The sequence below is a fragment of the Paracoccus sp. S3-43 genome (assembly GCF_029027965.1).
Classification (GTDB): Bacteria; Pseudomonadota; Alphaproteobacteria; order Rhodobacterales; family Rhodobacteraceae; genus Paracoccus.
In genome coordinates this window covers 1,157,893-1,184,571 of sequence record NZ_CP119082.1, presented here as the reverse complement: position 1 = coordinate 1,184,571, position 26,679 = coordinate 1,157,893, and the positions used below count along the sequence as shown (strand labels likewise).

Annotated in this window: 29 protein-coding genes; 12 read left to right on the top strand and 17 right to left on the bottom strand. The window is 64.0% G+C overall.

Annotated elements, in window-relative coordinates; translation table 11 throughout:
• Positions 1-16: 16 nt before the first annotated feature.
• From PXD02_RS06080 to PXD02_RS06045, 8 genes are read right to left on the bottom strand one after another with little or no spacing between them, the layout of a single operon-like run.
• Positions 17-799, bottom strand: a complete 783-nt coding sequence (locus tag PXD02_RS06080) for a ZIP family metal transporter (protein WP_101498978.1) — start codon at positions 797-799, stop codon at positions 17-19.
• Between the two features lie 12 nt (positions 800-811).
• Positions 812-1,267 carry a DUF411 domain-containing protein gene (locus tag PXD02_RS06075; RefSeq protein WP_119001073.1) on the bottom strand — a complete coding sequence of 152 codons (456 nt, stop codon included), beginning with the start codon at positions 1,265-1,267 and terminating at the stop codon, positions 812-814.
• Between the two features lie 3 nt (positions 1,268-1,270).
• Positions 1,271-2,644 (bottom strand): M23 family metallopeptidase, encoded by a 1,374-nt coding sequence (locus PXD02_RS06070; RefSeq protein ID WP_119001074.1) that lies wholly within the window; start codon positions 2,642-2,644, stop codon positions 1,271-1,273.
• A complete protein-coding gene (locus PXD02_RS06065; protein ID WP_119001075.1) occupies positions 2,641-3,267 on the bottom strand; it encodes an SCO family protein in 627 nt (208 codons plus the stop codon). The genes PXD02_RS06070 and PXD02_RS06065 overlap by 4 nt, the downstream gene beginning before the upstream one ends.
• Complete coding sequence (locus tag PXD02_RS06060; protein ID WP_119001076.1) at positions 3,267-3,734, bottom strand: copper chaperone PCu(A)C; 468 nt, start codon at positions 3,732-3,734, stop codon at positions 3,267-3,269. The genes PXD02_RS06065 and PXD02_RS06060 overlap by 1 nt, the downstream gene beginning before the upstream one ends.
• Before the next feature lie 23 nt (positions 3,735-3,757).
• Positions 3,758-4,417: a DsbA family protein gene (locus PXD02_RS06055; protein ID WP_119001077.1), complete on the bottom strand. Its 660-nt coding sequence runs from the start codon at positions 4,415-4,417 to the stop codon at positions 3,758-3,760.
• On the bottom strand, positions 4,414-4,836 hold the full coding sequence (locus PXD02_RS06050; RefSeq protein WP_119001078.1) for a disulfide bond formation protein B: 423 nt from the start codon (positions 4,834-4,836) through the stop codon (positions 4,414-4,416). The genes PXD02_RS06055 and PXD02_RS06050 overlap by 4 nt, the downstream gene beginning before the upstream one ends.
• Before the next feature lie 5 nt (positions 4,837-4,841).
• Complete coding sequence (locus PXD02_RS06045; protein ID WP_040610613.1) at positions 4,842-5,408, bottom strand: SCO family protein; 567 nt, start codon at positions 5,406-5,408, stop codon at positions 4,842-4,844.
• 209 nt (positions 5,409-5,617) lie between these two features.
• Between PXD02_RS06045 and PXD02_RS06040 the strand changes: the two genes are divergently transcribed.
• The 5 genes from PXD02_RS06040 (at position 5,618) to PXD02_RS06020 (ending at position 9,710) form a co-directional block, all read left to right on the top strand.
• Positions 5,618-6,046 carry a MerR family transcriptional regulator gene (locus PXD02_RS06040; RefSeq protein WP_007426244.1) on the top strand — a complete coding sequence of 143 codons (429 nt, stop codon included), beginning with the start codon at positions 5,618-5,620 and terminating at the stop codon, positions 6,044-6,046.
• 82 nt (positions 6,047-6,128) lie between these two features.
• Complete coding sequence (locus PXD02_RS06035; protein ID WP_090735048.1) at positions 6,129-6,731, top strand: cation efflux transmembrane domain-containing protein; 603 nt, start codon at positions 6,129-6,131, stop codon at positions 6,729-6,731.
• Positions 6,732-6,819: 88 nt separating this feature from the next.
• Positions 6,820-7,590, top strand: a complete 771-nt coding sequence (locus PXD02_RS06030) for a transglutaminase-like domain-containing protein (protein ID WP_119001079.1) — start codon at positions 6,820-6,822, stop codon at positions 7,588-7,590.
• Positions 7,580-8,509, top strand: a complete 930-nt coding sequence (locus PXD02_RS06025) for a cation diffusion facilitator family transporter (protein ID WP_090735052.1) — start codon at positions 7,580-7,582, stop codon at positions 8,507-8,509. Before PXD02_RS06030 ends, PXD02_RS06025 begins: the two co-directional genes overlap by 11 nt.
• Positions 8,510-8,681: 172 nt before the next feature.
• Positions 8,682-9,710 (top strand): IS110 family RNA-guided transposase, encoded by a 1,029-nt coding sequence (locus PXD02_RS06020; RefSeq protein WP_028720250.1) that lies wholly within the window; start codon positions 8,682-8,684, stop codon positions 9,708-9,710.
• A gap of 564 nt (positions 9,711-10,274) precedes the next feature.
• Here PXD02_RS06020 and PXD02_RS06015 read toward each other — a convergent pair.
• The 9 genes from PXD02_RS06015 to PXD02_RS05975 all read right to left on the bottom strand — a co-directional run bounded on the left by PXD02_RS06015 (position 10,275) and on the right by PXD02_RS05975 (position 20,675).
• Positions 10,275-10,991, bottom strand: a complete 717-nt coding sequence (locus tag PXD02_RS06015; RefSeq protein WP_275105974.1) for a M48 family metallopeptidase — start codon at positions 10,989-10,991, stop codon at positions 10,275-10,277.
• Positions 10,988-14,203 carry a type I restriction endonuclease subunit R gene (locus PXD02_RS06010; protein ID WP_275105973.1) on the bottom strand — a complete coding sequence of 1,072 codons (3,216 nt, stop codon included), beginning with the start codon at positions 14,201-14,203 and terminating at the stop codon, positions 10,988-10,990. Before PXD02_RS06010 ends, PXD02_RS06015 begins: the two co-directional genes overlap by 4 nt.
• 142 nt (positions 14,204-14,345) lie before the next feature.
• Positions 14,346-15,077, bottom strand: coding sequence for a DUF3800 domain-containing protein (locus tag PXD02_RS06005; RefSeq protein ID WP_275105972.1), 732 nt, complete (start codon positions 15,075-15,077; stop codon positions 14,346-14,348).
• Entirely contained in the window at positions 15,070-16,332 is a 1,263-nt protein-coding gene (locus PXD02_RS06000) for a restriction endonuclease subunit S (protein WP_275106366.1), read from the bottom strand. The genes PXD02_RS06005 and PXD02_RS06000 overlap by 8 nt, the downstream gene beginning before the upstream one ends.
• Positions 16,325-17,842, bottom strand: coding sequence for a type I restriction-modification system subunit M (locus tag PXD02_RS05995; RefSeq protein ID WP_275105971.1), 1,518 nt, complete (start codon positions 17,840-17,842; stop codon positions 16,325-16,327). The genes PXD02_RS06000 and PXD02_RS05995 overlap by 8 nt, the downstream gene beginning before the upstream one ends.
• Positions 17,842-18,432 carry a restriction endonuclease subunit S domain-containing protein gene (locus PXD02_RS05990; RefSeq protein ID WP_275105970.1) on the bottom strand — a complete coding sequence of 197 codons (591 nt, stop codon included), beginning with the start codon at positions 18,430-18,432 and terminating at the stop codon, positions 17,842-17,844. Before PXD02_RS05990 ends, PXD02_RS05995 begins: the two co-directional genes overlap by 1 nt.
• 82 nt (positions 18,433-18,514) lie before the next feature.
• Positions 18,515-18,901 (bottom strand): bacteriophage-like protein, encoded by a 387-nt coding sequence (locus PXD02_RS05985; protein WP_041375641.1) that lies wholly within the window; start codon positions 18,899-18,901, stop codon positions 18,515-18,517.
• Positions 18,898-20,223, bottom strand: a complete 1,326-nt coding sequence (locus PXD02_RS05980; RefSeq protein ID WP_275105969.1) for a recombinase family protein — start codon at positions 20,221-20,223, stop codon at positions 18,898-18,900. The genes PXD02_RS05985 and PXD02_RS05980 overlap by 4 nt, the downstream gene beginning before the upstream one ends.
• Entirely contained in the window at positions 20,220-20,675 is a 456-nt protein-coding gene (locus PXD02_RS05975; protein ID WP_275105968.1) for a DUF2924 domain-containing protein, read from the bottom strand. The genes PXD02_RS05980 and PXD02_RS05975 overlap by 4 nt, the downstream gene beginning before the upstream one ends.
• Before the next feature lie 389 nt (positions 20,676-21,064).
• Here PXD02_RS05975 and PXD02_RS05970 point away from each other — a divergent pair, with 389 nt between their 5' ends.
• The 7 genes from PXD02_RS05970 (at position 21,065) to PXD02_RS05940 (ending at position 26,671) form a co-directional block, all read left to right on the top strand.
• Complete coding sequence (locus PXD02_RS05970; protein ID WP_275105967.1) at positions 21,065-23,308, top strand: hypothetical protein; 2,244 nt, start codon at positions 21,065-21,067, stop codon at positions 23,306-23,308.
• 78 nt (positions 23,309-23,386) lie between these two features.
• A complete protein-coding gene (locus tag PXD02_RS05965) occupies positions 23,387-23,635 on the top strand; it encodes a hypothetical protein (protein WP_275105966.1) in 249 nt (82 codons plus the stop codon).
• Between the two features lie 99 nt (positions 23,636-23,734).
• The gene (locus tag PXD02_RS05960) at positions 23,735-24,457 is read left to right on the top strand and encodes an RNA polymerase sigma factor (protein WP_275105965.1); all 723 of its coding nucleotides are present in this window, start codon (positions 23,735-23,737) and stop codon (positions 24,455-24,457) included.
• 84 nt (positions 24,458-24,541) lie between these two features.
• Positions 24,542-24,736 carry a hypothetical protein gene (locus tag PXD02_RS05955; protein ID WP_275105964.1) on the top strand — a complete coding sequence of 65 codons (195 nt, stop codon included), beginning with the start codon at positions 24,542-24,544 and terminating at the stop codon, positions 24,734-24,736.
• 38 nt (positions 24,737-24,774) lie between these two features.
• A complete protein-coding gene (locus PXD02_RS05950) occupies positions 24,775-25,071 on the top strand; it encodes a hypothetical protein (RefSeq protein ID WP_275105963.1) in 297 nt (98 codons plus the stop codon).
• Positions 25,071-25,946, top strand: a complete 876-nt coding sequence (locus PXD02_RS05945) for an ATP-binding protein (protein WP_275105962.1) — start codon at positions 25,071-25,073, stop codon at positions 25,944-25,946. Before PXD02_RS05950 ends, PXD02_RS05945 begins: the two co-directional genes overlap by 1 nt.
• A 101-nt stretch (positions 25,947-26,047) precedes the next feature.
• Positions 26,048-26,671 (top strand): hypothetical protein, encoded by a 624-nt coding sequence (locus PXD02_RS05940; protein ID WP_275105961.1) that lies wholly within the window; start codon positions 26,048-26,050, stop codon positions 26,669-26,671.
• The last annotated feature ends 8 nt before the right edge of the window (positions 26,672-26,679 follow it).

The following is a 26,679-nucleotide window of genomic DNA, read 5'->3' as shown; positions in this document are numbered from 1 at the left end:
GGGTAGTGACATTGCCTCACCCCAACCAGACATCGAGAAACAGCATCAGAACGAGCCCGACAGCCAGGCCGAGCGTCGCCCTGTTCTGATAGCCGCTGCGATGGGTTTCGGGGATAATCTCGTGGCTGATGACGTAGAGCATTGCGCCCGCGGCAAAGGCCAGTCCCCATGGAAGCAGCGGTTCCGACAGTGTGATGATGCCGGCCCCGAGCAGACCGCCAATCGGCTCGACCATGCCAGTCAGCGCCGCAATGCCCCAGGCGCGCAGCTTCGGATATCCCTCGCCCAGCAGCGACACCGCGACGGCCAATCCTTCGGGCGCGTTCTGCAAGCCGATGCCGATGGCGAGTGGGAGGCCACCTTCCATGCCACCGGAACCGAACCCGACCCCGACCGCGAGACCCTCGGGAAAGTTGTGGATCGTGATCGCGATGATGAACAGCCAGACCCGCCGCAATGACGCCGCTTCGGGCCCTTCGCGTCCCGTCTTGAAATGCTCGTGCGGCAGCTTTTCGTTCATCAGGGCGACAGCCCCCATGCCCAGAAGGATCGAGACGCATACGATGGCCGCAGGCATCGCGCCGTTCTCGAACATCGGCTCTGCGGCATCTAATGCCGGGATGATCAGCGAAAAGAACGAGGCTGACAGCATGACACCGGCAGCGAAGCCGAGCGACAGATCGCGCGTGGCCCGGGACGGGATGCGCCCGAACAGCACGGGAGCTGCTCCGACTGCCGTGAGCGAACCGGCGGCGAGACTTCCGAGAAAGCCGAGCATTATCGGGGACAGATTTTCCATGGGCGGGCCAGATTATCCTTCGGCGTAGCTTGAAAAGACTTCCGTCGACCCGTCCTCGCGGATGAGGAAGACATCATAGGCTTCGCGGTCATCTTCAGGCCCCATACCGGGCGAGCCATAGGGCATCCCCGGAACGGCGAGGCCTACGGTGTCCGGGCGCTCCTCGAGAAGGCGGCGGATGTCAGCGGCCGGGACATGGCCCTCGATCACGTAGCCATCAATGACCGCGGTGTGGCAGGAGACCATGCGCTGCGGCACGCCGTTGTCGAACTTGAAGCGAACCAGCGATCCACCGAACATGTCCTGGCCCGTCGGCGCAAAACCGTTTTCTTCGAGATGGTTCATCCACGAGAGGCAGCAGCCGCATCCGTTCGTCTTGCGGACGTCGATCGCCGTTGCCTCTGCGAGGGCCTGTGCCGCCGGGAAAAGGGCGAGCGTGATGGCCAGAGCTTGGGTCATGCGTTTCATGGATCAGAGCCTTTCGGTTATCGTTTCGGCAATCTCGCTGCCGAGGTTTTCATTCAGAAGCGCCCGCGCCTCGGCCAGACGCGAGAGCGCGGCGGTATCATCCGCTTCGCGCTCGGCTGCTTCGGCGAGCCGGTCGTCAGAGAGGGGGTCAGTCGGGCGCCCATCCACGAGCACCTCATAGTGCAGGTTCGGACCTGTCGCCGTGCCAGTCGCGCCGACGCGGCCGATCACGTCTCCCGCCGCAACGCGTTGGCCTTGTGCCAAGTCTTCCGGCACGGCGCTCAGATGCGCGTAGCGCGTCATGGTGTCGGAGCCGTGCAAGATTTCGACCACGCGACCATATCCGCCGCGCCAGCCGATGAAATTGACCCGCCCCGGTGCCGTCGCTTGAACCGGTGTCCCACGTGCCGCTGCGAAATCGACGCCGGTGTGCATCCGGACGTTGCCAAAGACCGGATGCGTGCGGCGTCCGAACACCGAGCTCAGGCGCGCACCCTCGACCGGCTGTGCGAAGACGCGCAGCACCTCGCCATCGACGTAGATCGTCGCCTGACCGCTGCCGTCGTCCGGCCATACGATCTCGTAAAGCGAACCGCCGATCTCCAGTGCGGCGAAGGCGAGTTCGGGCTGTCCGATCCTGTCCTCGCCGACCCGCGCCTCACGCCAGAGAAGCCTTAGTGCTTCGCCGCCGGCCATCTCGCGGCGGAAATCCACGGTCCCACCCAGCATCTGCGCAAGGTCCACGGAAAAACGGGCGGGTATGCCGGCTTCGTCGAGTGCCGCGAAGATCGAGCTGTCGATCACGGCTTTGCCGGCAAGGGTTACGATTTCCGGATCCGGAGTCACGACCTGTGTGGACAACTGCTCGCCGAAAATCACCTCGATCCGAACCCCGTCCTCGACGGCAAGTGAGACGGTGCGGGGGCTGCCGTCCATGGTCGAAGCGACAGTGACCGAGTGCCCCGGCCGCAGCCGTCGCAGATCGTATTCCGCGCCAAGCGCGAGGGCAACTTCGGCTCTGTCAGAAGCCGCAAGTCCAGCTTCGGACAGCAAGAAATCGAGCGTCTCGCCTGGTAAAATGTCGCGCGACCACGTCGACAGCGGTGGCTCGATCGCCCTTACCGGCCTGTCGGCAAACGCGACCTGCAGAAGGGGCAGCGGGCTGAGGTCGGATGCATCGTCTGCCCATGCCGCCGCGGGCAGCATCACGGGGATGTCAACGTTCTGGGGGGCTTCAGGACCTTGGGGCATCCAGCTACCTGCCTGGGCAAGTTCCGGCGGCACGGGTTCTTTCGACAAAAGATCGGAGATCGCGATAGCTGCCCCGGGAACTGTCCCCGCAATTGCGACACAAGCCGCCAAAGTTCTGAGCCTCATGTCGCCCCCTCCATTTCTTCTTCCAGCGCGCGGCGAATTTTCGGCACCGCGAATTCTCTGGGTTCGTGATAGTCGATCATGGTGACGAACCGCCCAGAGGCTGCGAACAGGAAGACGCTCGCGCTGTGGTTCATCGTGTAATCGCCGCTCTCCGTCGGCACCCTTTCGTAGGTGGCGTGGAAGCCGTCCGCGACGCGCGCTATCTGCTCCTCCGGCCCCGTCCAGCCGCGAATCGCCGGATGGAAGTAGCCGACATATTCGGCCATCGTTTCGACAGTGTCGCGCTCGGGATCGACCGTGATGAAAACCACGTTCATCTCGTCGGCCTCGTCTCCCAGATCGTCGAGCCATCCCGAAATGTCCGAGAGCGTGGTCGGGCAGACATCGGGACAGTAGGTGAAGCCGAAGAACGCCATCGTCGGTCGCCGGATCAGGGTTTCCGGCCCGACCGCGTTGCCCTCATGATCCGTCAGACGGAAATCCATCGCGGTCAGAGCCACAGGCCGCTGCCCGATAGGCTCAGGTCCACCGGGGCCATCGACCTGCCACCAACCGGCAAAGAGCATCAGGGCGACCACCCCGACACCAGCCGCGCCGTACCCCAGGATCGCCCGTCGCCGCATCAGTCCTCCGGCCCCCGCGCGGCGATGCCGAGGATCGTCACCTCGACCGTCACTTCGCCTCCGTCGTCGAAAAGCAGGGTCAGCGGAAAGGTTTCCCCTTCTGTCATCGGTTCTTGCAGCCGCATTAGCATTGCGTGCAGGCCCCCCGGTTCGAGCGCGACGCTCTCGCCCGGGGCGATCGCGATTTCCCCCGCCGGGCTCATGGAACTCACACCCTCGGCATTGGTCTTCGTCTCGTGAATTTCGGGCATCATCGCGAGCGGTGTTGTAAGGCCGATCAGCGTCACCGGCTCGTCGCCAGTGTTGCGGATCGTCATGTAAGCGGCCCCGGGACGGTTCACCCCGATGGAGGCGCGGGACCACGCGTTCTCGACGACAACATCCTCGGGTGCGGCCAGCGCGGGCACTGAGAGCCCTCCAAGGGTCAAAAGCGCCGCCAGTGTGCTGGTCAAAATATACTTTTTCATCGTTTTGATCCTGCCCTTTCCATTCAGCTTTGCGCGGCAGCGACTTCGGCAGCCACCAATCGCCGCAGTTCTGCCTCCCCGAATGGATCGAGCGGCTTGCCGTTCACGAAGAATGTGGGCGTCTGGCGAACTCCCACGGTCTCTACATCGGCACGATCCTGATTCAGGATCGCCACGACATCGGGTGCCAGCATTTGCGTGCGCGCGGCCTCGGCATCGAGTCCGGCCGTGGTGGCGATCTGAAGGATCAGGCCAGGCGCCGGGGCACCGTGTGACGCCCATCTCGGCTGTTCCCGCAGAACGGCCTCGAGCACCGGCACGTAAACGTCCTGCATGTGCGCCGCCTCGAGCACGCGGATGGCTTCCTCGGATGCCGCGCCGTGGAAGGGCGTGTAGCGGATCACGACGCGGACAGCATCCCCATGCTCGGCCATGATGTCCTTCACGATGGGATGAAAGGCGCGACAGGCCTCGCAGGCCGGATCGAAGAATTCGACGATCGTGACGGGCGCTTCCGCAGGCCCGAGGATGGGCGAGTAGGGGCGGATCATCGCGTCCGCGAGTTCCGGCGCAACAGGCTCCGCTTCGGCCACCGGGCCGGGGCGGGTTGCAAACCAGGTGGCTCCGCCGAAACCGGCGACGCCGAGGGCGAGAACGGACAGGATCAGGCCGCGTCGGTTCATGTTCGTGTGTCCTTCAATGAAAGGGCCGACAGCGCCCCGATCAGCGCGAAGGCGGCGAGCGCCATCAGCGGGATCGGGACGCCGAAGACCAGTTGGTTGTCATCGGTGCAAGAGGGGCCGGTGGCCGTGCAGGGCTGGATGCGTTCGGGAACAAGACCGACGTACAGCCCTATGTGCCAGAGGGCGATTGCGCCGCCGCCAAGCGCCAATGCGATGCCGTAGCGCCCCACGCGGCCGTCCCGCCACCAAAGGCCGAACCCGAGGACGATGGCCAAGGGGAACATGAAGGCGCGCTGGAACCAGCACAGCACACAGGGCGTCTGCCCCAGCACCTCGCCGATGAAAAGCACGGCAAGCGAGGCGACGAGCGCGATGATCCACGCCAGCCCGAGGGCTATTTCTCCGGATATGCGGTTCATTTCGGTCAGATCCTCTCTTCCAGATCGGCGAAGATCTCTTCGGCGGAGGTGCCGTAGGGCCACGAGTCGGCGAAGCCCGCGTCGGGATCGAAGAGGAACAAATGCGACGTGTGGCCCATCGTGTAACCATCCGGCGCCGCAGCCTCTTCGACGCGTTCAAAGAAGATCGGAAACGTCTCGGAGGTGGCGGCGATCTGTTCCGGCGTGCCGGTCAGACCGATGATGCCCGCATCGAACAGCGGGACGTATTCGGCGAGTGCGGCGGGCGTGTCCCGTTCGGGGTCGATGGTGATGAAAATCGGCTGGACCTTGGCGGCATCGTCGCCCAGACCGTCCATCACCGCCGCGACCTCAGATAGGGTCGTCGGGCAGACGTCGGGGCAGTTGGTAAAGCCGAAAAAAACAAGCATCCAGCGCCCCGCAAAGTCCTTCTCGGTTCGAACCATACCCTGGTGGTCCGTCAGTTCGAACTCAGCGAAGAAAGGCGGCTCGGCGTCAGTTCGGGCGCTGTCGGCACGATAGTCGGACCAGAGTAAAAGCCATACGAAGGCAAGCGCTGCCACGCCTGCCAAAACCCAAAGAAACTTCTGTGCCGATGTAAGAGACAATCCTGTTCGCCTGCCATTGATCCTTGTGTGTCTGCGCGTCTACATCCTCTAGCCACTGAAGGTTCAAGCATGAAGATGGCGCCTTGATGCGACATCACGCGCCTGTGAATCCCGCACTTGCCCGCTCACACCGCAAAACCTACAAGGACTGTATACTTTTTCTGGAGGTGAGAATGCTCACGATCGGCACTCTGTCAAAGAAGACCGGCACGAAGGTGCAGACCATCCGGTACTACGAGCAGATCGGGCTCATGCCCGAACCTGGCCGGACCGAGGGCGGACAGAGGCGCTACGACGGTTCACAACTCGATCGCCTGTCCTTCATCCGCCACTCGCGGCAACTCGGCTTCTCGCTCGATGCGATCCGCGAGCTGCTCGACCTCAGCGACCATCCCAATCGGCCCTGTGATGAAGCTGATGCCATCGCGCGTCGCCAGCTCAAACGGGTGGAGCAGCGCATGGCCCGCCTGAAGGCGCTGCGCACGGAACTGAAACGCATGGTCCACGAGTGCAGCGGCGGGCGGACAGCGGATTGCCGGGTGCTGGAGGTATTGCGGGACCATTCTGAATGTCTGACCGAGCACGACGAGATTGGGGCCTGATTGGACCATGCCAATGTCGCGGCAGGAACTTAGACCAGCCGCAGGAGTTCTTCGATCGTAAACCACGAGCCGAAAACGAGAAATGGCCGCAGAACAAGATTCAAAAGAGAGACGCACGCTCTGGATCGTTCTGGCGCTCAATATCGGTCTGGCCGTGGCTTTTTTTGCAACCGGTGCGTTCGGCGATTCCAGCGCCTTGATCGCCAACGGCCTCGACAACCTTTCCGACAGCTTCGTCTACGCTATCAGCCTGTTTGCGCTGTCCCGGTCCGGCAAATGGAAACGCGGAGCGGCGAACATCTCCGGTGGGCTGCTGATCCTGTTCGCTGCAGGCATCCTCTACGATGCATGGCGCCGCTACATCGGCGGGTCAGATCCGCTCGGGACGATCATGATCGCCATGGCCCTGATCGCCGCGGCGATCAACGCGGTCTGCGTCTGGTTGCTCGCCCGACTCCGCGAACCGGACGTCAACATCCGCGCGGCGAACACCTTCAGCTGGAACGACTTCGCCGCGAACCTCGGGATCGTCGTGGCTGGCGGTCTCGTCGCCTGGCTGGGAACGAACTGGCCGGACCTGGTCGTGGGTGTGGTCGTGGCCGGGATCGCGGCGTGGGGCGGTATCGACATCCTGCGCGATGCACACGGCGAACACCACAAAGCCGTTCATGCCGACGACCGGTAGCGATTGATCGCCTTCTGAGAAAAAGGACTTGAAGCTACAGTCGCTGGAGCATTTATGTAGATCCTCGCCAGACTCGAGGAGATGCATCTTGCCCGCCATTGACCCCTTGCTGACAGCCACGCGGCTGCTGGATTTCGAAGCCGCTCCTATTGCGGATCTGGTCGCGGGCCGCGGCTGGCAGGCTTTTGGCGAGCATGACCGGATCGGTGCCGCCTATGATTTCGTCCGAAACGAGATCGCTTTCGGCTACAATCGTGCCGACGACATCCCGCCCTCAGAAGTGCTGTCGGACGGCTACGGCCAGTGCAACACCAAGGGCACGCTGCTCATGGCGTTGCTACGTTGCCTTGGCATTCGGTGTCGCCTGCATGGCTTCACCATCCACAAGGCGCTCCAGCGCGGTGTCGTGCCCGAGTGGGTTTATCCGCTGGCCCCCGCGGAAATCCTCCACTCCTGGGTAGAGGTCGAGACCGAGAATGGATGGATCAATCTCGAAGGGTTCATCCTGGACACGCCCTTTCTGAAATCGCTGCAACGGGCGTTCATCGAGATGGAAAGCCTTTGCGGCTACGGGGCCAGCACCGACTGCTTGAGCGGCCCACCGGTCGAGTGGACCGGCGACGACACATATATCCAGAAGACCGGCATCGCCCGCGATCTCGCAACATACGCTATACCAGACGAGTTCTACCGGGGGCATCGCCAGGACTTCGGCGCCTTGCGCGACTGGCTCTATCGCCACGTCATCCGCCACTGGATGAACAGACGCGTGCGCGCAATTAGGCGGGGCAAGGTGCCGCAAATCCCCGGCCTCGCTCGCCCGAACCATCTTCATGAGGAGACGCACCGTGCCGCATGATCACGGCCATGCCCACATCGATCCCGCATCCGGTGACCGGCGCGTGTCCATCGCGATCTGGGCGAACGCCCTTCTGACCGTCGCACAGATCGCGGGCGGCGTCGTTTCGGGCAGTCTCGCGCTGATCGCGGATGCGCTGCACAACTTCTCGGACATGGCGTCGCTGGTGATCGCTTTCGCGGCGCGCAAGATCGCGCGGCGGCCCGCCGACGAACGCATGACCTTCGGATACGGCCGGATCGAGATTGTCGCTGCACTGATCAACTACACGACACTCATCCTCGTCGGCGTTTACCTGATCTACGAGGGCGGTATGCGCATGATCGATCCGCCCGAGGTTCAGGGTTGGACCGTCGTGATCCTCGGCGGCGTGGCGCTCGTGGTCGACGCTCTGACTGCGGCGCTCACCTGGTCCATGCAGAAGGGCAGCGTGAACATCCGCGCGCTCTTCCTGCACAACCTCTCGGATGCGCTCGCCTCGGTCGCCGTGATCGTCGGCGGCACGCTGATCATTCTCTACGACCTGCGCTGGGTCGATCCCGCAATCACCATCGGTATCGCGCTGTATATACTGTATCTCGCACTGACCGAGATCGGCGGCCCGATCCGGACACTGATGCTGGGCAGCCCGCCGGATATCGACAACTCGGCCGTGATTGCCGCGATGCGGGACGTGGACGGCGTTACGGATGTCCACCACGTGCATCTATGGCAGATGCAGGAACACGAGGCGGCGCTCGACTGCCACGTGGTCGTCGCCGAAGATGGATGGACAAGAATTGAGGCCATCAAGGGCGAGATCAAAGCACGACTGAGCGAGCGCTTCGGCATCGCTCATTCCAGCCTCGAATTCGAGAATGAAAGGAACGCCCACACCAACGCCAACCTCTACGGTCACGGTAGTAATGGCCATGAATGATCAGGAGCACGAATTGACGGAAGAACGATATTATCTCGCACCTTCATACACTTAAGCGCAGGGCGGGCAGTGTCAGCTTGGTGGAGATGGGGTGGATGCCGCTCTCACCCTGACGGCATCGCGATGTGCCATACTCGTGGTGTCGAAGCACAAGCTGAAGGAGAGGGCATCCATGGAAGAAGTTAGCATTATCGGGGTCGATCTGGCAAAGAACGTGTTCCAGCTGCACGGGGCGGCAGCGGATGGGGTGGTTGTTTTCCGCAAGAAGCTGTCGCGACTGCAGTTTGCGCGATTCATGACGGACCATCCCGCATGCGACGTGGCGATGGAGGCGTGTCCCAGCGCGCACCATTGGGCGCGGGAATTGTCCGCCTACGGGCACAGCGTCCGGCTCATTGCGCCGCATTACGTCAAACCGTTCATCAAGCGCCAGAAAAACGACGCCGCCGACGCGGAAGCAATCGTTGAGGCAGCGATGCGTCCGACCATGCGGTTCGTCGAACCCAAGACCGAAGCCCAACAGGCCCGGGCGGTGGCGTTTCGCGCCCGCGAGCAGATCGTGAAGCAGCGGACCGAAGCGATCAACGCCCTTCGCGCGCACCTCTATGAATTCGGGCATGTGGCGCCGGAAGGGGTCGGATATATCCCGCGGCTGGCGAAGGTGGTCGAGGATCCTGGTTCGGGCCTGCCTGACCTGGCGCGAGACATCTGCCGCATGGTTCTGGAGCAGATCGAACTGTTGACGTCCCGCCTTACCGCAGTCTCGGCAAAGCTCGCCGCCGCGTCCAGGGCGGCCGCCATGCCCCGGCAGTTACAGACCATGCCGGGTGTCGGACCGATCACTGCGCTCGCAGTCGAAACCTTCGCGCCGCCGATGGACCAGTTCCGGCGTGGCCGCGATTTTGCAGCTTGGCTCGGGTTGGTGCCGCGGCAACATTCTTCTGGCGGAAAACAGAGGCTGGGGAAAACATCGAAGATGGGGCAGCGGGACATCCGGCGACTGCTTGTCACCGGCGCGATGGCGGTGGTCCGCTGGGCGCTGCGCCGTGGCGCACCGCAAAATCCCTGGCTTGAGCGCATGCTGGAACGCAAGCCACCGATGGTCGCAGCCTTCGCGCTGGCCAACAAGATGGCGCGCGGCATTTGGGCGATGCTGACGCGCGGCGAGGACTATCGCGATCCGGTGATGGCCACCGCCTGATCGGGCGCGTCGGCAGGAACGGAACGCAGAGTTGTGAGGAAGGCATGATCCGAATGGGCAAATGATCGACATGATCCGGGTTGGGCAAACCAGGAACCTTCTCAGAGCTTCGAGCTCGCTGTTGGAGATTTGGCCCCGGTCCGCGCATCACCATCCCGGCCAGCGGCATCTATCGGGCCGCACTAACAGGCCTGACAAGAGTCCGCACTCGATCACATGTCTAATGTTCAGAAATTCCTTGCAAATGAGGGCGGCATCCACAAGAGAAGGTTGGATATCAGGCCCATCCCCTCCGCCACTTGCCCCCGCGAAAGCGTTCTCCCGATCCGGCCGCGGCCGGATTTTTCCGTTGTTTTCGAGGGTTATGCAGGAGGGGCTGAGCACCGGCCTCTGTGCCGGGAGGGCCGGAAGCGGTCTCTCCGGGCCGATATTCTCTGGACCTCATGACTGCGCGGATTTGGTGAATTTCTCGTAAGTTCTTGTAGAAGCGTAGGAAATTCAAGCCTCTGAAATTGCTTGGATTGGAGTCGCGTTTGCGTCTGCCGCGACCGGGTTCGGAAGTTCTCAGGCCATTGCCCGCTCCAGTCGTTGCTTCCGACGCTCCCAATCGGGCATCACCTTGTCGAGTAGCTCGAAGAATGCGGGGCCGTGATGAGGCTCCGCCACATGGCAGAGCTCGTGGGTGATCACATAGTCGATGGCGTCGACCGGCGCCTGCACGAGGCGGCGGTTCAGCAGCAGACGTCCGGCCGGTGACATGGACCCCCATCGCTGCCGGGTCTGGCGTACGATGAGACCTTTCGGCCTGAATGCCTCGGGATCCGGGAACAGACCGAGACAGAGTTCGATCCGTTCCGGAAACTTGATGTTGGCCCGGTCTCGATACCATGCCTCGACCAGTTCGCGTGTCACCTCCGGCCTAGTCGGCCGGTGAGTCTGCACGACGATGAAGCCGCGGATCAGCTTCACGCTTTCCTGGACATGCGGGACGACCTTCAGCCGGTACTGGCGCCCGAGGTAAAGATGCGTTTCTCCGGCGACGAACCTGCGCTCCGGCGTCCGCGGCAGGAATTGGGCAAAGTACCGTTGCTGCCTCGTCACCCATGCCGCGCGCTTCCGCAGCTTGGCTTCGATGGCGTCTAGTGTCGCGTCTTCCGGGGCCGCGATCACCACCGACGCATCCGGCTCGACGGCGATCTCCAGTGTCTTCCTCGGGCGGCGGACGATTTCGTATCGTATCTCCTGCTCACCGTACTGCAGGCAATGCAATTCCCGCGTCATGCTGCGAACCGGGCTCGGGCGAGGTCCATAATCTTCAGTTCGAGCTCGTCGAGGACCTCCACGGGCAGTTCGACGCCCTTTTCGTCGCGCAGGACGTCGAAGAAGTAGTCATCGATGGCGTTCCGCAGATTGTTCTGGGCCACCTCGTTCGACCAGATGTCCACGATCAGGTGGGACTTGATGATGTCGATGATCTGTTGAGCGATCGCTGCGGCATCGTCGCCGGCTACCAGCTCATCGCCTTCGGTCTTCAGCTGACCGTCCAGGATCCCGAAGAACGCCTGCGCATCCTCATCGCCCCGGATGCTTTCCGGAACATCGCGGCCGCGATCCTTGCGCGCGACCTTGCTCGCGAGGTCCACGACGCTGTTCAGGTATTCGCGCTCGGACAGCCGCTTCTCGCGGTAGGCGCGGATGGTCTCTTCGAGCAGCTCGGAGAACTGTTTGTAGAACGTCGGGTCCTCATCCATCTTCTCGGTGATCGCCCGCCGGGTTGCGCTGGCGATGCGGTCGGCCCTCGACGCCTCAGAGACCCCTGTCTCCTCGACGACGGCCTTCAGCGCGTCGGGATCGTTGATGTTGACCACCTCGATGATGGTTTCCGCCGGCATTGCCACGACGTGGTCATCAAGGAGCTTCTGGATCTTCGGCTCGAACTCGCGGACATCGACCGTCTCCTGGTAGCGGAGCTGGACCGAGCGCTTGAGTTCGGAGAACTGCTTCCAGTCGCGTTTCAGGGCATCGATCTTGGCCTCGTCGAAGACATCGAACAGCTTGTCGGACGAGAGCGAGATGTGCAGGCAGCGGCTGAATGCCTTGAGGCGCCCGTAGAACTCATGGCGCAGCGCCTCGTCAGCGAGGTGCTGCTCGAACTGCTCCATGTCCTTCTTGTTTCGAACCGGTTTGAACAGATCCCAGAGCTGATCGTGCAGCTGGGGCAGCTTGCGGATCTCCTCGCGGACGTCATGCACCGTTCCGGCGAGGTCAGCCGCCTCGTAGCCTTCGAAGGCGCTGTACGTCGTCAGCGCACTGTCCAGCTCGCCCAGCAGCCCCTCATAGTCGACGATGAAGCCGAACTGTTTCTCCGTTCCGCCGTCCTCGTAGAGCCGGTTCACCCGCGCAATCGCCTGCAGGAGATTGTGTTCCTTCAGGGACTTGCAGACATAAAGGACCGTGTTCCGGGGCGCGTCGAAGCCGGTGAGGAGCTTGGAGACGACGATCAGGATCTCCGGATCGCCGGAACCCTTGAAGGCATCGATGATCTGGCGATTGTACTCTTCCTCGGTCTTGTACCGCGCCATCATCTGCGACCAGAAGCGGCGGACGAGGTCCTTGGATTCCTGGTCGACCTCCTCGTTGCCCTCGTTCTCATCCGGCGGGGAGATGACGATCGCACTCGAGACATGGCCGATCTCGTCGAGAACCTCCTTGAAGCGGACGGCCGCGGCCTTCGAGGGGGCAACGAGCTGCGCCTTGAAGCCGGTCCCCTGCCAGTGCTGGCGATAGTGCTCGGAGATGTCGAACGCCTTGGCTCGGATGGCCTGGTCAGTCTTGGCCAACGCGTCCATCCGGGAGAACTTGCGCTTCAGATCACGCTTCTGGTCCTCGGTGAGCCCCTCGCTGATCTTCTCGAACCAGCGGTCAATCACGGTGCCAGAGACCTGCTGCTCCACAAGTCGTCCCTCGTAGAGCAGCGGCACGACGGCGCCGTCGGCGACCGCCTCGTCGATGGCGTAGCGGTGGATTAGCCGCCCGAAGGTCGAAAGCGTGTTCTTCTCCTTCTTCAGCAGGGGCGTGCCGGTGAAGCCGAGGTAGCAGGCCTTGGGCAGGAGGCGTCGCATCTTGGCGGCGAACTGGCTGTGGCCGCCGTAGCGCCCCGTCTGCGTCCTGTGGCTCTCGTCGACCAGCACGAAGATGTTCGGGTCGTCGTCCGCCAGCTTGCTGTTCCTCAGCGCCGTGTCGAACTTGTTGATGATCGTGGTGACCAGCGGAGCCTTGTTCTGGACGAGCTCCAGAAGGTGAGACCCGCTCGTCGCGCGGACCGGCTCCAAATCACACGACTTGAACGTGTCCTTGATCTGCTTGTCGAGATCGTCGCGGTCCGTGACGATGAGGATCCGCGGGTTTTCGATGCTTCGCTCGAGAGCGAGCGACCGCCCCAGCATCACCATGGTCAGTGACTTGCCCGAACCCTGGGTGTGCCAGATCACGCCGCCCTTGCGGGCGCCGCTAACGTCGTGCTGCTTGACCGTCTCGACTGCGCGGCGGATCCCGAAGAACTGCTGATGGCGTGCCACCTTGCGGACGCCGCCGTCGAACACGGTGAAGCGGCGGATGAGATCGAGCAGCCGCTCCGGCCGGCAAAGCGCGTACACCGTCCGGTCCTGAACCGTGACCGCGCGGTCGCCCTCGGCGGCCATCGCGTCGAAATAGGCGCGCGCGCCCGCGAAATCACCGGAGAAGATGGCGTCCTTCTCCACCGCGGTGAGCACGCGGTTGGCGAAGGGCGCGATGGCCTCGTCGGTATCCTCTTCGTCGCGCCAGGTCTGCCAGAACTTACGCGGCGTCCCGACCGTCGCGTAGCGCGCCTCGTTGCGGTTCATGGCCGTTAGCAGCTGGGCGAAATGGAAGAGCTGCGGGATGTTGTCCTCGTTCTGGTAGCCGATCAGCTGGCTGTCCGCCTTCTTCAGGCTCTCGGTCGGCCGCTTGTTCTCGATCACCAGGATCGGGATACCGTTGACGAACGCAACGATGTCGCAGCGCTTGGTCTGACTCGACGCGGTCCTCTCGACCGAGAACTCCGCAGTGACGTGGAAGACGTTGTTCTCGGGCTGCTCCCAATCGATGTAGCGGAACGAGTAGCTCTTCGAATCGCCGTCGATGGACTTCGTGATCGTCGTGCCGAGGACGAGCGTGTCGTAGATGTCCTGGTTCGTCCCGCGCAGCCCCTTCAGCCGATCTGGCGTGGGCTTTAGCCGCCGCATCGCCTCGTGCGCGTCCTCGAGGTCGAAGCCGTACTCGCGGCCCCGATGGGTAAAGCGGTTGATGCGCATCAGCTGCTCGGCGAGTACGTCGTCCAGCACGACGTTCCGCAGGCGCCCGCCGCGGAGGCGCAGCGCCTCCTCCTGCGAGAGCGGCTTAAACCCGAGGGCCACCAGCAGTTGCAGCGCTGGCACCTGGGACTGGTGTTTCTCGGCGGCGTTGAAGGTCATGGGGCGCGCTCCCGGGCCCGGATTAACTTGCGGTCAAGGGGCTCTGTGGCTATATACGGACCAAAGGATTGGGCATTTCCCGGTCGACAAAGGGGTCCTGGAGTTTCCGGGGCCCCTTTGTTTTTTCCTGTCTGACAAGCGCTTAGGGGAAGCATTTGAGCCCTCCCAGCTTGGGCTCGATGATCTCGAACGCGCGGTTCGGCTGGCCCGGGCGCAGCCGCGACAGCGCGATGGGCCGGGCCGTCAGGTCGGCCAGCTGCAAGCCCGAGGCATTCGCGGCCTTCGGGATGAAAACCGGCTGGAAGTCGAAGCGGCTGAAGTCGTGCCGGCGGTAGCCCCAATGGCTCTGGTTGCTGGCGATGCGGCGGAACTCCAGTTCAAGCTCGGCATCTTCCTTGGCGCCCCGGCTCTCGAACACGACGTGAACGGTCTTCCCGTGCTGCTCGAAGCGGTTCATCATGGCCTGCAGCCGCTCCATGCAGAAATGCAGGGCGATCTCGTAGGGGTTCCAGGGGTTCGCGTATTTCGCGCGGTGCTTTTCCTTGTCGATGACCGAAGCGAAGATCGTCATCGGCGCTGCGTCCATCAGCGCGTTGAGCTCGTCGAAGAAGCGGGTGCGCAGCGCCCGGTCGGTGCGAAGCAGGCCGAAGGGGCCGAGGCTCTTGCGGATTTCATGTTCGTGCAGGACGACCGAGTCGTGGCCCCAGATGCCGAACTTGAACCGCTGCATGGCGGGCACGATGGCGCTGACGTATTCGTCCTTGCGCATGACGCAGAAGGTCAGCGCGAAGACGGGATATTGCGGGTCGATGCTGACCATCCCGTGATCGCCGCTCTCGTCGGCATAAACGATGAAGTCGGAGAAGTCAGGCAACCGGCGCCTCCAGCTTGACCCGCCATTCGCCCGTCAGCAGCTTCTGCATGAGGCCGCGCTTCTGCAGAGCTACGGCTTCGATTTCGCGTTCGGTCAGTTCCAGGTCGGTGCGAAACACCGCAAGCTTCGCGGCGATCTCGCGTTGCGCCTCCCTTGAGGGCAGCTTGAACTCGATGCTTTCGAATTCATCGCGTTGCAGGAGACGGCGCTTTCCCTCCTTGTTCCCTTGGCTCGACCGCGCTTCCAGCAGGAACCGGACGTGATGTGTGCGAAGGAGCGCGACCATGAATTCAGGATCGACGTCGGGGCTCAGCTTGATGACCCTGTAGGCAGGACTCACGATCCCGTCGGCTGAGCCCGCGTACCGTCCGATAGCTCCGTAATATGCGGACATGGGATCGTAGACAAAATCGCCGGGCGAAATCGTCCAGTAGTTCGACAAATCCTTGCTGGCGACGCTCCGCGTGAAGTGTTCCGACTGCTTGCGGATGGCGTATTTTCCAACTGTGACGACATCGTCCGAACCCAGACCAGCGTTCTTGTCCTGCCGCTCCTCGAACACGTCGCCAAAGCTGCTTGGCGCCCAGTTCGACTGCGGCACACCCCGCCCGATTGCCCGGCTGGGGGCCAGAAGCTGCTGGGCGATGCCTTCAAGCCGCCGCGCCTTGGCGGCGCGAAGCGCGGCGAGCTTTTCGAGCGCCTCGTCCCAGGTCCGCAGGATCGCGGCGATCCTGCGCTGTTCGGGGAGGGGGGGGAAATCGATAGTCAGGCGCTTGAAGATCGGCAAACCAATGGTCTTGATCGTCGAGCCAACAGCCATGCGCTCAAAGAAGGGCTTCTGCGTCTGCATCCACGCATAAAGAAACCACGGATCGAGAACCCTCTTGGCGGAGCAGGACCAAGCGATAAAATGCTGACTGACAGCCATTTCGCTCTTCAGGACAGCAGACTTTCCGACCCCTGCATCCCGCGACAGAATCACCGTTTCCGGTGGCAGCAAGACGGCTGATGAGTGTCTGATGCCAAGGTGAGAAATCTGCTTGTCGGTTTCGGATATGTATCCTTGGTCGAGCTTGGCACTATCCGCCAATGAGACCCAAGCCACGCCGCCATTCCAATACTCCGGTCTTCCTTGATCCGGTGTGTGGCCGCTCGCGCGGTCGGCAACGTCATCCAGCCGGGCTCTTCGCCAACCCTTTGGCAAGGCACGTCCGAGATCGGGAAACGGCTTTAAGGTATCGCCGCCATCAAGCATCAACGCCGAGCTCCTTCAGGTATCCGGCCATCTTTGCCCGGACCTCGGCCAGCTCTGCCTCGATCCGCAGGATGTCCTTCTGCACAGCGGCCACGTCGATCTCTTCCTCGGGCTCGAACGTGTCGACGTAGCGGGGGATGTTGAGGTTGTAGCCGTTCTCGGCGATCTCCTCCGGGCTTGCCCGGTGCGAATACCGCTCGACTTCGGCGCGGGTGGCGTAGGTCTCCAGCACCTTCGCCACATGCGCGTCATCCATCACGTTCTGGGTCTTGCCCGGCGTGAACTCCTTGCTGGCGTCGATGAACAGCACGTCGCGCCGGTCCGCGTTCGCGCCGCCTTCCTCGCGCGAGCGGTCGAAGATCAGGATGGCGACCGGGATCCCCGTGGTGGTGAACAGGTTGGCGGGCAGGCCGACGACGGCGTCGAGCAGGTTCTCCTCGATCAGCTGCTGCCGGATGCGCCCCTCGGCCCCGCCCCGGAACAGCACGCCATGCGGCACGATCACCGCCACGCGACCGGACTGGCGCCTGGCGATCTCGATCATGTGGGTGATGAAGGCGTAGTCGCCCTTGGACCTGGGCGGCACGCCGCGCCAGAAGCGCCTGTAGGGGTCGCTTTCGGCGTTCTCGGCGCCCCATTTGTCGAGCGAGAACGGCGGATTGGCGAGCACCACGTCGAAGCGCATCAGGTGGTCGCCCTCGACCAGCGCGGGGCTGTTGAGCGTGTCGCACCACTCGATGCGGGCGGCGTCCTTGGCGTGCAGGAACATGTTCATGCGCGCCAGCGCCCAGGTCGCCCCGTTCACCTCCTGCCCGTAGAGGGCGAAGTTCTCGGATCCCACCTCCTGCGAGGCCTGGATCAGCAGCGAGCCCGACCCGCAGGCGGGATCGCAGATCGTGTTGCCGGGCTGCGGCGCCGCCAGTTTGGCGAGCAGGCGCGAGACGGCGGTGGGCGTGTAGAACTCGCCCGCCTTCTTTCCGGCGTCCGAGGCGAAGCGCGAGATCAGGTAGATGTAGCACTCGCCGATGATGTCCTCGGTCACCCGCGACGGGCGCAGGTCGAGCGCAGGCTTGGCGAAGTCCTCGAGAAGATTCTTCAGGCGGCGGTTGCGATCCTTAGGGCGGCCGAGATTGGCCTCGGAGTTGAAGTCGATGTTGCGGAAGACGCCCTCGAGCTTGGCCCGGTTCGCGTCCTCGATCTTCTCCAGCGCGATGTTGATCAGCTCGCCGATATTGGCCTCGTTCCGCTGGGCGTAGAGGTCGTAGAAGCTGGCGCCCTCTGGCAGGATGAAGCGCTCGCGCTCGAGGCGGCGGCGAATGCGGGCCACGTCGTCGCCATACTGCTTGCGGTAGGTTTCGAGATGGTCGTTCCAGAGGTCCGAAATGTACTTCAGGAACAACATGACGAGGATGTAGTCCTTGTACTGGCCGGCATCGACGGCGCCCCGGAAGGTGTCGCAGGCCGCCCAGGCGGTTTGATTGATCTGCTGTTGGGTAATCTGATCGGTCATCAGGCAATTTCCTTCTGGTCGGCGGCCTTCGCGGCCTCGCCGAGAATGGCGCTTACGAGTTCTTCGCGGCGAGCGGCGAGTTGCCGGAGCAGTTGTCCCTCCTGCCGGGCGAGGGCATCGAGTTCGACGATACGTTTCTGCGTGGGCAGGTCGGGCACGGCAATCTCGAGGTTCTCGAGGACCGCCATCGGGATCATCCTGAGGCTTGTGCCTTGTGCTTCTGCGCCGAGCCTGCGCTGCGCATCGGGCTGGTTGATGGCCCACGCCACGTATTCCGGGAGAACGCGGTCCCTGTCGGGGCGAACGATCACCAACGGGACAATGACCACGACGGGCTCCGGCAGCGAAGCGGGAATGGCCACCGCGGCGTTCGGCTCGCCACGCGATCGAAAGACGACCTCGCCGCCGCGGACGAAGTATCGGTCGGACAGCTTGTCCAGGTCGTACCTCTGGAAGTCCGGTCCTGGCGCTTCACCGTTCGTTCCGACGTCACGCAGTTGAAGCGCCGGCACGCCACCCTCCGACAGCGGATCGAGCCTGCCGCGCGCCGTGTAGCCGGAGTGAATGTCCGAGAGCTCCGCGAGCCGCATGAAAGAATCCTCTGTAAGGCGATTTACAGAGATCTATGCGAGCCCGTCCCTCGAGTCAATCCTTCAAAGCGCAGTTTTCTTCCTACAGAGAAAAATGCAGCGCCTGATGCTGCCATGTGAGCGGGAACGGCTCCAGCACCTGCGCGAGCGTCACCTCCGGCCCCTGCTTCCCGTCCAGGATCGCGTCGATGATGTCAGGCGCGAGCAGCGTGAGCCGTAGGACGCGGGTCATGTAGGAGGGCGCGATGCCCTCTCGTTCGGCCAGTTCGGCGATGGTGGCGTATTCGCCCGACTCGAGCATCCGCTTCCATCGGAACGCACGGGCCAGCGCCTTGACCAGCGTGCTGTCAGTACGCTGCGATTGCGTGGCGCCCTCGGGCAACTGCATCTCCTTCTTCCCGCCACGCTTCACGATCCGGAACGGGACGTGGAGCGTCACAGTCTCCGGGATCGGCGTGCTGCGGTTCATGCGGCCGCCTCGATGCCGCCGGCCAGCATCTCGCGCGCGAGGCTGCCGAGCCCGTCGACGCGCAGGCGGACATTCATTCCTTGCGTGCCGACTTCGACTCGCTCGACCAGCAGCGCGACGATGCGTGCCTGTTCGGCGGGGAAAAGTTCGTCCCAAAGCGGGTCGATCTGCTGCAAGGCCGCGCGGGCATCGGCCTCGGAGACGTCGTCGGCGTGGGCACGCGCCGCCTTCCACGTTCCCGCAACGATCTCGGGCTGGCGGAACACGGCGCGGATCTGATCGATGAGGGCGGCCTCGATCTCGCCCGCAGGCACACGGCCGACGGGACACGATCCGGCGCCGTGCTTTAACACCGTCTGACTGACATAGTAGCGGTAGAGCCTGTCGCCCTTGCGGGTATGCGTCGGCGAGAAGGCGGCGCCATCTGGGCCGAACAGCAGCCCCTTCAGCAGTGCGGGCGTGTCGGCGCGTGTGCGGGCGGCGCGCTTCCGGGGGCTCTCCTGCAGGATTGCATGGACACTGTCCCACGTCTCGCGGTCGATGATAGCTTCGTGCTCGCCGGGATAGCTCTCGCCCCTGTGGACCGCCTCACCGATGTAGGCGCGGTTGCTGAGCATCCGATAGATGTATTTCTTGTCGATCGGGTTGCCGCGCGGCGTGCGGATGCCGCGCGCGCCGACCTCCCGCGCCAGTTCCGTGCAGGACCCGATCTCGAGGAAGCGGGCGAAGATCCAGCGGACATGCGCGGCGGTTTCCTCGTCGACGACCAGCTTCCGGTTCTCGACGCGGTAGCCGTATGGCGGCACCCCGCCCATCCACATGCCCTTCTTCCGGCTGGCGGCGACCTTGTCGCGGATGCGCTCGGCCGTCACCTCGCGCTCGAACTGGGCGAACGAGAGCAGGATGTTCAGGGTCAGCCGCCCCATGGAGGTGGTGGTGTTGAACGACTGCGTGACCGAGACGAAGGTTACCCCGTTCCGGTCGAACACCTCGACCAGCTTGGCGAAGTCGGCGAGCGAGCGGCTGAGCCGGTCAATCTTGTAAACCACCACCACATCGACCAGACCATCCTCGATGTCCTCCAGCAGCCGCTTCAGGCCGGGCCGTTCCAGCGTGCCGCCGGAGATGCCCCCGTCGTCATACTGACCGCGGACCAGCACCCACCCTTCCGACCGCTGGCTGGCGATGTAGGCTTCGCATGCCTCGCGCTGGGCGTGGAGCGAGTTGAACTCCTGCTCCAGCCCTTCCTCGGAGGATTTCCGGGTGTAGACGGCACACCGCAGCTTGCGGACGACCTTCGATTTATCCGGCGGCTTCGTCATGTCCGCCCCCTGTGGTTCTTGAGCCCGAAGAACACCCAGCCGTTCCAGCGCGTGCCGGTGATCGCCCGCGCGATGGCGGACAGCGACTTGTAGGGCCGACCCTGCCACTCGAAGCCATCGGCGGTGACGGTGACGATCTGTTCGACACCTTGCCACTCTCGCAGCAGCCGCGTGCCGGTGATCGGGCGGTCGCGATCGGCGCGGATGCTACGCTTCTTGCTGTCGCCGCCGTCCAGTTCCTCGCCCAGCCGCTCAAGGCGCCGGATCGTCTCCGGCCTCAGCCCGCCATAGGCCAGTTCTTGGATGCGGTAGGCCAGACGGGACTCGAGGTAGCGACGGTTGAACGGTGGCGGCTCGCTGTCGAACAGGTCGCGCCACTGTTTCTTCAGGTCGGGCGTCGGCGTGGTCTTGAGCGCGGCCAGGCGCGCGGGGATGGGATCGGGCTTGTTCATGCAATTCTCCGGTGAGTTGGAGTTGCATGACGGCATTGGTCAGGCGGATAGTGTAGGCAACGTTCTCCAGTTTTGTCAGATACTTCGCCCCCATCCCGCATCCGCAACCGAACCAGCCCGAGCGCCAGCAGGCCGCACAGCTCGGCGCGGCGCTCTGCGGGCGTCATCTGGTCGGGCGGGAGCGGATTGGGGCGTTTCATGTCTCGGTAGCCGTGATCGGTGTTGCTTACCGATCAAAAGCCACCCAGCCGTCCGAGGTGGGACATCTCAGCGGAACCGGATGCGGAAATGCGAACGAGGCGAGAACATCAGGACTTGCCGATCACGGATTTGTCCATGATTATCGCAGGTTGAATCAATCAAGAGTAGTAGTTCATCGAGGTAAGTTCATGGCGCGCAAAGCATCTCCGATCGGTCCGCATGTTCACTGCCTGATCGAGGATGCCCGCGTTGATCTTGCGAGAGCGGTCCTCGCGGTAAGGGAGGGCGAGAACGAGCCCGATTTCGGCCTTCCTGCCGAGCTTCCCGACCCGGCAGATGAAGAGGCGGTGAATGAGTTTCGGCAAGGCCTGCTTCAGACCTTGTCGGAGTACGACCCGGACGAGTTGCGGCCCGCAGAGCAGCGATCCCGTCGCGTCCTTGCGTTGGCAGAAGGCAAGGGCATCGACTCCCTCACGGCCATCACGGAACAGCAACTCACCGACGAGCAATCGCTCGAATTCGATCGGCAACCCGATCCGCTCTGCAAGAGCATCTGGGCCTTCCTGAACGCCCGCCAGACATTCGAGGATGCCGAGAGTTTCCATTTCGCAAGGAAGTTCAGAGACTACGGCAAGTTGTACGATGCCTTCGAAGTGGAACTCGAAAAGGCGGTCAACCTCAACTCGGGGGTAATCGACGAGATCGCTCTCGCCGGGAAGATCACGAAGGTCCTTCAGCTCAAGACGGCCTGCACAGTCAAGGCGCTCGATCTGCCAGCCACACCCGCGCATCCCGCGTCGATCATGCTGATAGTTCGCCATGGCGGGCCGCTGTCGAGCGTCCATGACCACCGGAACGACGGGCGCCGCGGGACGATATATTATCGTCCGCCGAACGAGGCGACGCTCATCTACACACCCGCGATCCGACAGATCGAGGTCTGCGCGGATAGCTCGGTGGTTCGACAGGGCGTTGCCGGGTCGTTCGCCGAGGAAGCACTCGGCCACGACGTGTCACAGAAACCGCTGACGTGGAAGCGCTACAACCTTTCGCGCTTTCGCAGTTCTCTGCGGCTCGATCTGCCTCGTGTGTCCGGCTACGAGATCACCGCCGCCCGCGTCCTTGAGGCCGAAATCCGGCTTGGCTCCTGGAGCCGAAAGCTCCTTCTGAAGGTGGCGGCGGATGATGATATCGAGGAAGTCGCCGACCGCTACCTCAAGCCTAACAACATCTTCCGGCGCGCCGATGGCTTCAGCCGCGTGGGAATTGCCGTCACCTACAATCGCGTCGGTGACGACAAGGTGCGGACGCTCAACATCACCATTTCTGGTTCAAAGAGCTGCAATCTTCAAAGCAACAAGGATCCGGATGAGCGGAACCTCGGGTTCGCGCTGCTCGATGCTTGGGGCATTCTCAGTGCATTCAAGCAGATCGAGACCACCGACCTGCGTGGGATTTTCCCCCAGCTGGTCATGCTTCACGACCGAACTGAAGACGATGTCGGCGGAGAGCATCTGCGCGAACTCGGTCTCGATCCGGATCGCATGATTCAGGGCGGTCTTCTCGACCGGCGGGGGCGGCAGGACATCGTGCTGATCGACGATGACGACATGGGCGGCGAAGCTGCTGTCAAGCCATCCGGTATCGAGGGCATGTCGCGAATTGTCGGCGCCTTCGGCAAGGACGGAGGACTGAGGCCGACGTCGGATCTCGAGATGTACGAGATCAACCGCGAGTGGCTGCACGAAACGGTGGTCGGGCTTCTGAAACCGATGTTGAACAAATCGGCGGCGCAGGTGCTCGATCCTGACCTGTCGTTGCTGGGGTCCATGCGGATCGATGGCGCCGATGTACCGATCTACTTCGCGCGCCGCCTTCATGACCTCAAGACGATTTCTCGCCTTGATCAGCTTATGCGCGCGCGGAACGCGGCCGGCGTCGGCATCGTACTGTCTGCCAGCGCTGACGGACCCGCATATCTCGGTCCGAACCTCATCGTCCAAGTACTTTCCTGCCTGTCTCCCGGCGCTGACGATCTCCTCGTCTCCAGGGACGCGCTCGAACTCGCCTATCGGACCAACCGCTCGCTGGCGCGCGGCGGCGCGACGCCGCAGGTTCTCCGGTCGGGGACGCAATCGGCGACGTTGCATATCCCCGGCAAGGCTCCTCTGGCACTGACGGGCGCGGATCAGATCACGTTGTTCGATCGTCTGGTCGCCGCCGAGAAGACCGGCAGCCCCGATGTCCAGGTCAAGCATCTGATGGACGGGCTGGGATCGCGCAGCCCCCAGCAGGCATTCCGGAAGGAGACCTGGGACAGCATCCGCGACGTCTACATCGGCGCAGGTTCCAAACGAGGATACTGGCGCCTGCTGGTTGATGCGCCGCCGACGGAAGGCGTCGCCGAAGCCCGGGTCGAAGAGACCGTCTAACAACGGTCTAACATGCGACGGGGGACGGTCTAACAAACCGCTGATTACTGGAAGGGCTCCACATAGAGGAGCAATCCAGTGCCGACTCCCTTCCCCTCGCGCCAGGCAGCCCCGACGAACTGGTCCGGTGCCGCGACGACCAAGCCCACCACCGCCCACAAATCGGAATGGCGCTGCACGCGCTGTGAAAAGCTGCTCGGCGTCTGCCGGGACGGCCGAATGCACCTGCGCTTCGCGCGGGGGCACGAGTATCTGGTGGGCTTCCCGGTGCAGGCCACCTGCCGCGGCTGCGGCTCGCTGAACAACGCGACCGCACCCGCGCGCTGACGCGCGCATTCACCCAACCCCCTGAAATCGCAGAGACGCGCGACGTCCTGACCTGGCCACGAGAAGGCGCCGGACGCCTGGCCGCAAGGCAGGCGTCCGATGTCTATCGCGTGGCACGAGATCCGTGATCACCTCATGCATTCTTCTTCCAACCTTCACTTCCAGCGCAGTTTCGACGACGTCCGGCGTGCGCAGGCTGCCCTCACACCGTTCCGGGATCCGGCGGCCCTGCTGGACGGTCTGCATCGCAGGACCGGCGATCAGGGCCAGAAGAACCGGGCTCTCTCCGCGCTGGTCGAGGCGGCGCAGGGCGACGGGCCCGCGTCCGACTGCGCGCTGACGATGCTGTTGCTGGCGCTCTGGCCCGGGCTCGACGCCATCCGGCGCCGGTCGATCTGGCGCAGGCTCGGCACCGCCGACGAGGTCGCGTCCGATGTTCTGGCGCGCACCACTGAGGCGATCCGCGGCCTCGACCTCAGCCGCGTCAACTGGATCGCGGCCACGGTGCTGCGCAACGTCGAGCGCGACATGATCCGCGTGCGCCAGCGCGACCAGGCACGCGAACATCTCGCCAGCGGCGCCAACCCCGACGAGGTGGCGGACAGCGGCGACAGCGGGATCGGCGCGGCCGGGTACGCACGGCTGAACGGCGCCGTGCGGAAGCTGCTCGGCGATGACGCCCTGCTGGTGATCCGCGTGGCGATTGAGGGCTTCTCCCAGGCCGAGGTCGCGGTCGAACTGGGCCTGACCGAGGCCGCCGCCCGCAAGCGCTACCAGCGCGCCATGCGCCGGCTGCACGACGCTCTCGAGGAAATCCCCTGAGCCGATGTCTCGATCCGGTCCCGCCGGTGGCTTTTCCCATTCGAGCGCCCCGAGCGCCTTCCCTCCAACCGAAAGCAGACACGCATGAACCGCACTGCCGATCTGTCGCTCGAGGATTTCAGGCGTCTTCCGGGGCTCTATCGCCGCTGGGAGCTGACCGAGGTCTGCGAGCCCAACCGCAACTATCAGATCGAGGACGCCGGCGTCCACGCCGACGGGACGCCGCTCTTGGCGATCTACGTCGCCGAGCCCGCGCCCGACGTCCGCGAGGCCGCGTGATGCGCCTCCTCGATCACCTCATCTCACGGAGAAAAGCCATGCCGGACCAGCCGGACGACATCACCCGTCTTCGCAAGGCGAGCTACGCGCTCGAAGACCTCCCCGAAACCATCTCCCTCCCGCAGCGCGCCGGTGACGAGCCACGCGAGCCGCTGCCGGTCGTCGAGGCGAGCGTCGACGAGATCGCCTTCGCGATCGTGGAAGCGGAGCGTGAGAGCACGGCCGCCTACCGACGCGCCGATGCGCTGAAGCGGCTCTACAAGCTCGCTCGCGAAGCGGGTTGCGTCGGCGCAGATCGCGCCGCCACGGCGGTGCTGAAGAAGGAGGGCCAGTGATGGCTCTTCCCATCATCGGCGCCGACGAACGGCTCGCGCAGCGCAAGGGCATCAAGGGCGTCATCTTCGGCCGGTCCGGCATCGGCAAGACCAGCCTGCTCTGGACGCTGAACGCCTCCACCACGCTCTTCCTCGACCTCGAGGCCGGGGATCTGGCGGTCGAGGGGCTGGAGATCGACACGCTCCGGCCCCGCACCTGGAAGGAATGCCGCGACTTCGCGGTGTTCATCGGCGGGCCGAACCCGGCGCTGCGCGAGGACCAGCCCTACAGCCAGGCGCATTTCGACGAGGTCTGCGGGCGCTACGGCGATCCGGCGGTGATCGGGAAGTACGAGACCGTCTTCATCGACTCGATCACGGTGGCCGGGCGGCTCTGCTTCCAGTGGTGCCGTGGGCAGCCCGAAGCGTTCTCCGAGAAGACCGGCAAGCCCGACATCCGCGGCGCCTACGGTCTGCATGGCCGCGAGATGATCGGCTGGCTGACCCATCTGCAGCACACGCGCGGCAAGCATGTCTGGTTCGTGGGCATCCTCGACGAGCGGCTCGACGACTTCAACCGCAAGGTCTTCCAGCCGCAGATCGACGGCAGCAAGACCGGGCTCGAACTGCCGGGCATCGTGGATCAGGTCATCACCATGGCCGACATCCCGGACCCGGGCGGCCAGCCGCAGCGCGCCTTCGTCTGCCAGACGCTGAACCCCTGGGGCTATCCGGCCAAGGACCGTTCCGGCCGCCTCGACAGGGTCGAGGCCCCGCATCTCGGCCGGCTGATGGAGAAGATCCAGCGCCCCGCGGCGCCGGTCTCCGAACGTCTGACCTGGCCGCCGGTGACGCCCACCGATCCCGCCCCCGCGCAGGAGCCCAGCCATGGCTGAGCGCCTCTCGCCACGCCCGGTGTCCCGATCCGGTCGCCGGAGTGGCTTTTCCCCACTGACGCCGCTGCGCGTCCCATCCTCCAACTGAAAGGAGCCGCGCAATGTCCGGACCCTGGAACGACTTCAACTCCGCCCAATCCAACACCAACGTCATCCCCAAGGGCACGCTCGCCAAGGTGCGCCTGACGCTCCGCCCCGGCGGTTTCGACGACCCCTCGCAGGGCTGGACCGGAGGCTGGGCGCGCCGCGCCGCCACCGGCGCCGTCTACCTGGACGCCGAATACACGGTGCTCGAAGGGCCCTACGCCCGGCGCAAGGTCTGGTCGCTGATCGGCCTCTACAGCCCGAAGGGCCCGGACTGGGCGAACATGGGGCGCGGGTTGATCCGCGGCATCCTCAACTCGGCGCGCGGCGTGTCCGACAAGGACAACTCGCCCGAGGCGCAGGCGCGCCGCCGCATCAACGGCTTTGGCGATCTCGACGGCGTCGAGTTCGTCGCCCGCATCGACATCGGCACCGACACCAACGGCGAGGACAAGAACGAGATCCGCGCCGCGGTCACCCCCGACCATCGCGACTACGCCGCGCTGATGGGCACGGTCGCGTCGCAGTTCGCCGCCGCCCCGGCGCAGGGCCACGCCGTGCAGCAGCCCGCCACGGCCACCCAGCCCAGCCAGCCCGCGTCCGCCCCCGGCGCCGCCGGTCGGCCGAGCTGGGCGCAGTAAGGGGGAGA